The sequence below is a fragment of the Bradyrhizobium sacchari genome (assembly GCF_002068095.1).
GTDB classification, from domain to species: domain Bacteria; phylum Pseudomonadota; class Alphaproteobacteria; order Rhizobiales; family Xanthobacteraceae; genus Bradyrhizobium; species Bradyrhizobium sacchari.
In genome coordinates this window covers 1-4,047 of the sequence record NZ_LWIG01000005.1, presented here as the reverse complement: position 1 = coordinate 4,047, position 4,047 = coordinate 1, and the positions used below count along the sequence as shown (strand labels likewise).

Below are 4,047 nucleotides of genomic sequence, written 5' to 3'. Positions count from 1 at the left end.
CGACGCTTCCGCATCCTCAACATCGTCGACGACGTCACCAAGGAATGCCTGGGCGCCATTCCGGAGACGTCGAGGCTGAGGATCGATGCAGATTCTCGACGAAAGGCGAAATGTGACCAGCCGACTCAAATGTTGCAAGCACGAAAGGCGGTCTCTAGCCAAGAGACCACGGGCACAATTTTTTCGCAACGCGATCAATTCGAGAGCTTGGTAGCGGCCGTCGCGCGGCTGAATTGGCGCACTAAAATTTCCCGATGCAAGCCAGCAGGATCAGGGCGAGAAAGAACAAGTGGATGGCCAGCCAAGAGAACCGAACTCGAAACAATGCGCTGCGCCTGTCTTCTTCGAGATTATTCAGTCGGAAGAGGCGCGGCGAACATTCCAAGACGACGCAGCATTCACCTCACAGCTGCTCCGCGCGTCATCTGCCAAGCCGGTGAAGTCGGCCGAATCGAGCGCTCTAACTGTCCGACCACCATGTTCCAATGAGATGAAGCCAAAAGCTTCGATCCGGCTGAACCACTCACAGTCACCATCCCACTCTTTTGGTCCCTCGCACTTCAATCAATGCGTCGAACCGAGGTGGCATTGCTTCAACTGCGAACTAGCCCTCGCCAGAATGTCGCTCGGCGCCCCGCGTTTTCTGAACGTTAGCGATTTCGTTCATATCGATTGATGCAATCAGAAGGGTGTTGATAGGTAAATCCTGCGCGCGGGGACCAATTTGCGATGGATTTGATTGCTGGGCTGCTGTGTTACATCGCCCGTCAGTTTGCTCCAGTTATGACGGCCAGGAATTCAGCTAGCAATACTGTTGTCCCTGCATGGCGCATGCGGGCCTTTATCCCGGTTTTCAATCAACCATGAAGACCATCGGTACTCACACTCATGTCCACAAGCTCGACGCGGAACAACCAGGAGCGTCTCAGCTTCGGCAATTCAGCCCGCCTTTCAGACGTAGACGATCGTCTCGGCCAGTATCTGCGAAAGAAAGCCGCGGGCATGGCAGAAAGTTGGTGGAATGCTTCACCTGCTCGACGGTAAGTTCCCTGCGGGCTGACCAGCGACTCATGCTGCTCGGACACGGATGGCGAGACTATCGAGTGACACCCGCTCGAAGCCCCTACATTTCCGTAGCTGGGATTTGCCAGTAGGCTTGAAGCCCTGATGACCGATCAGACGCCGCTCTTAATTGCCTTGTGTGAGGGGGCTGCTTTTGAAGATCAAGTCCATCGCCATTAAGAATTTCCGCCCTCTCAAGGACGTCGTGGTTGATTTCGATGACTACACAGCCTTCGTTGGTCCAAATGGCGCCGGAGAATCCACGGTTCTTTGTGCGCTCAATATCTTCTTCCGACAGACCGAGGAAGCTCCAACAAATCTGATTGAGCTCGACCTTGAGGACTTTCATAACGGCAACATCAAGGATCCAATCGAGATTACATTAACCTTCCACGATCTTGAGCCGGAAGCGCAGGCGGAATTCGCCGAGTACTTTCGATCGGGCATATTGGTCGTGTCGGCGATCGCACAATTTAATGAATCCACACGCAAAGCACCGGTCCGGCAGTTCGTGAAACGAAGTGCAATGAAGGAATTCGGGGAGTTAATTCAATGACGGAGCTTCTGCAACTGAGCTTGGGGGCATCTATGAAGAAATCCGATCAAGCTAAGCTTGTGATCGTCTCCAACAAGAACTGCTCGGGCTCGGCAAAGAACTTCAGCAAGGATTCTCTTGACGTTTCGATTGAGCCGGCGAAAAAGCTCGACCCCAATCGGCGCGCAGTTTCCGGCAAACAATCCTTCCTCTCAGCGATCTCGGGCAAGGTTGTTTTAATTTGTGCCCTGAAATCGGCTGACTGATCACCCATCTTCATGTGGTTATAGAGAATCTGAGCTTTCTCCTGTGTGGAGAGCTCGTGGACGTCAATAATGATCTGACTCTTGCCTAGGATCGGCAGCGCCTGAAACTTCAGGTCGCTGCTTGCTGCCTGCCAAATATAGTCTCGAGAGGTTATCAGGAAACGCGCGCCCGAGGAGATCGCTGCCTGCATGAGCGGGAACACCTAATTCCAGGCCTCAGAGGTTTGCCGCTGATACTGAGTATTCCCCCAAGCATCATCAATCCAGAAAAATTGGCGATCTCCAGGTGCCAAGCGTTCTCTGAGCTCTTGGGGGGAAGTCACCTTGACTGTCTCCCTCCGGTGAGGGCCGCCTTGTCGGGTTAATACCAGTGCTGTGTAACAGCCCTTATGGACAGCAATAAGTTCAGTGCTCAGATTGAACGGTTCGAGGTTGTCGAGACTGGCCGTCGCCGTCGCTGGACCGATGATGAGAAACTCAAGATCGTTCTGGAGAGTTTGCAGGCCCCGCGCGCGGTCTCGTCGACAGCACGACGATACGGCATCTCGCGCTCGCTCCTGTTGACTTGGCGACGATCGTTTGGGACGCGGACGAGCAATACTGAACAACCTCAGCCAGCGTTTGTGCCAGCGATGGTGATGCCGGACCAACCGCCGGCGCCGCCAGTAACTTTAGCGGGGCCAGCGAGCGGACGCATGGAGATTGTCGTCGGCAAGGCCTGTCGGGTGATCGTGGACGCCGGCGTTGATATGACCGCGTTGTCTCGCGTATTGGATCTGCTGGAGCGGCGATGATCCCGATCGCGGCAGGGGCGAGGATCTGGATCGCAACCGGTCACACTGACATGCGCAAAGGCATGCAGGGTCTGGCATTGCTGGTGCAGGAGGGGCTGGGGCGGGATCCTTTTGCCGGCGACGTCTTTGTGTTCCGTGGTCGTGCTGGCACCCTGATCAAAGCCCTTTGGCACGACGGGATCGGGCTGTCGCTCTACGCCAAGCGACTGGACCGTGGCCGCTTCATCTGGCCGGCGACGGTGGATGGCGTGGTATCGCTGACCGCAGCTCAGATGGGCTATTTGCTGGAGGCGATCGACTGGCGCAATCCCCAACACAGCTGGCGGCCGCAGAGCGCAGGATAGGTTGCGCAATAGTCCCGTGAGATTGCAAAAAGCGCACGCCAAATCGTCGCTTTTGTGATTCCATCGGTGCATGGGTGACGGTCCCCAGAAGCTGCCGGAAGACATTGAGGCGCTGCAAGCGGCGTTGCTGGCGACGCGCGCCGAACTCGCCAGCGTTCGCGCCCAGCAGTCCGACGACCATGCTCTGATCGCTCACCTGAAGCTGCAGATCGAAAAGCTGAACCGTGATCGTTATGGCCCTCGCTCGGAGCGTACCGCAAGGCTGCTGGATCAGCTCGAACTGACGCTGGAGGAGCTCGAGGCCTCAGCGACTGAGGACGAACTCGCTGCCGAAATGGCCGCGGCCAAGACGACGAAGGTGGCCTCGTTCACGCGCAAGAGGCCGTCGCGCCAGCCGTTCCCGGACCATCTGCCTCGCGAGCGGGTGCTCGTGCCGGGACCTGTGGCGTGCGCCTGCTGCGGCGGAGCGAGGTTGTCCAAGCTCGGGGAGGACATCACCGAGACGCTGGAGGTGATCCCGAAGTCCTGGAAGGTGATCCAGCACGTCCGGGAGAAGTTCAGCTGCCGTGATTGCGAGAAGATCAGCCAGTCCCCGGCGCCGTTCCACGTCATCGACCGTGGTTGGGCCGGCCCCAGCTTACTGGCGATGGTGCTGTTCGAGAAGTTCGGCCAGCACCAGCCGCTGAACCGTCAGGCCGAACGCTATGGCAAGGAAGGCGTGCCGATCAGCCTGTCGACCCTCGCCGACCAGGTTGGTGGCTGCACTGTTGCGCTGACGCCCTTGTTCCGGCGCCTCGAGGCCCATGTGCTGAGTGCCGAGCGATTGCACGGGGATGACACGACGGTGCCGGTCCTGGCCAAAGGCAAGACCGACACCGGCCGCATCTGGGTCTATGTACGCGACGACAAGCCTTTTGGCGGGCAGGCCCCGCCGGGAGCAGTGTTTTATTACTCGCGCGATCGCGCGGGCGAGCATCCCCAGGCCCATCTGGCCGGCTACAACGGCATCTTCCAGGCCGATGCCTATGGCGGCTATGGCAAGCTTT

The 4,047-nt window shown here is 57.8% G+C and carries 5 protein-coding genes and 1 pseudogene; 5 read left to right on the top strand and 1 reads right to left on the bottom strand.

Features of this window, described 5'->3' with window-relative positions:
- Both A5906_RS43950 and A5906_RS06290 read left to right on the top strand, forming a co-directional pair.
- The coding region (locus A5906_RS43950; protein ID WP_245326609.1) for a hypothetical protein at positions 1-489 on the top strand (489 nt) is incomplete at its 5' end.
- A gap of 727 nt (positions 490-1,216) precedes the next feature.
- The gene (locus A5906_RS06290) at positions 1,217-1,618 is read left to right on the top strand and encodes an AAA family ATPase (protein ID WP_136615012.1); all 402 of its coding nucleotides are present in this window, start codon (positions 1,217-1,219) and stop codon (positions 1,616-1,618) included.
- 46 nt (positions 1,619-1,664) lie between these two features.
- Here A5906_RS06290 and A5906_RS06285 read toward each other — a convergent pair.
- A pseudogene (locus A5906_RS06285) lies at positions 1,665-2,234 on the bottom strand (nSTAND3 domain-containing NTPase).
- 18 nt (positions 2,235-2,252) lie between these two features.
- Here A5906_RS06285 and tnpA point away from each other — a divergent pair.
- The 3 genes from tnpA to tnpC form a co-directional block, all read left to right on the top strand.
- Positions 2,253-2,657, top strand: coding sequence for an IS66-like element accessory protein TnpA (gene tnpA, locus A5906_RS06280; protein ID WP_080134401.1), 405 nt, complete (start codon positions 2,253-2,255; stop codon positions 2,655-2,657).
- On the top strand, positions 2,654-3,001 hold the full coding sequence (gene tnpB, locus A5906_RS06275) for an IS66 family insertion sequence element accessory protein TnpB (RefSeq protein ID WP_080134400.1): 348 nt from the start codon (positions 2,654-2,656) through the stop codon (positions 2,999-3,001). Before tnpA ends, tnpB begins: the two co-directional genes overlap by 4 nt.
- Positions 3,002-3,071: 70 nt before the next feature.
- Positions 3,072-4,047, top strand: a 976-nt coding sequence (tnpC, locus tag A5906_RS06270) for an IS66 family transposase (protein ID WP_136615011.1), incomplete at its 3' end; no start/stop codon positions are given.

What these genes read in the sequence shown, in the direction of transcription:
- tnpA (WP_080134401.1), top strand. Translation starts at nt 2,253, where the DNA reads ATGGACAGCAATAAGTTCAGTGCTCAGATTGAACGGTTCGAGGTTGTC.
- tnpB (WP_080134400.1), top strand. Translation starts at nt 2,654, where the DNA reads ATGATCCCGATCGCGGCAGGGGCGAGGATCTGGATCGCAACCGGTCAC.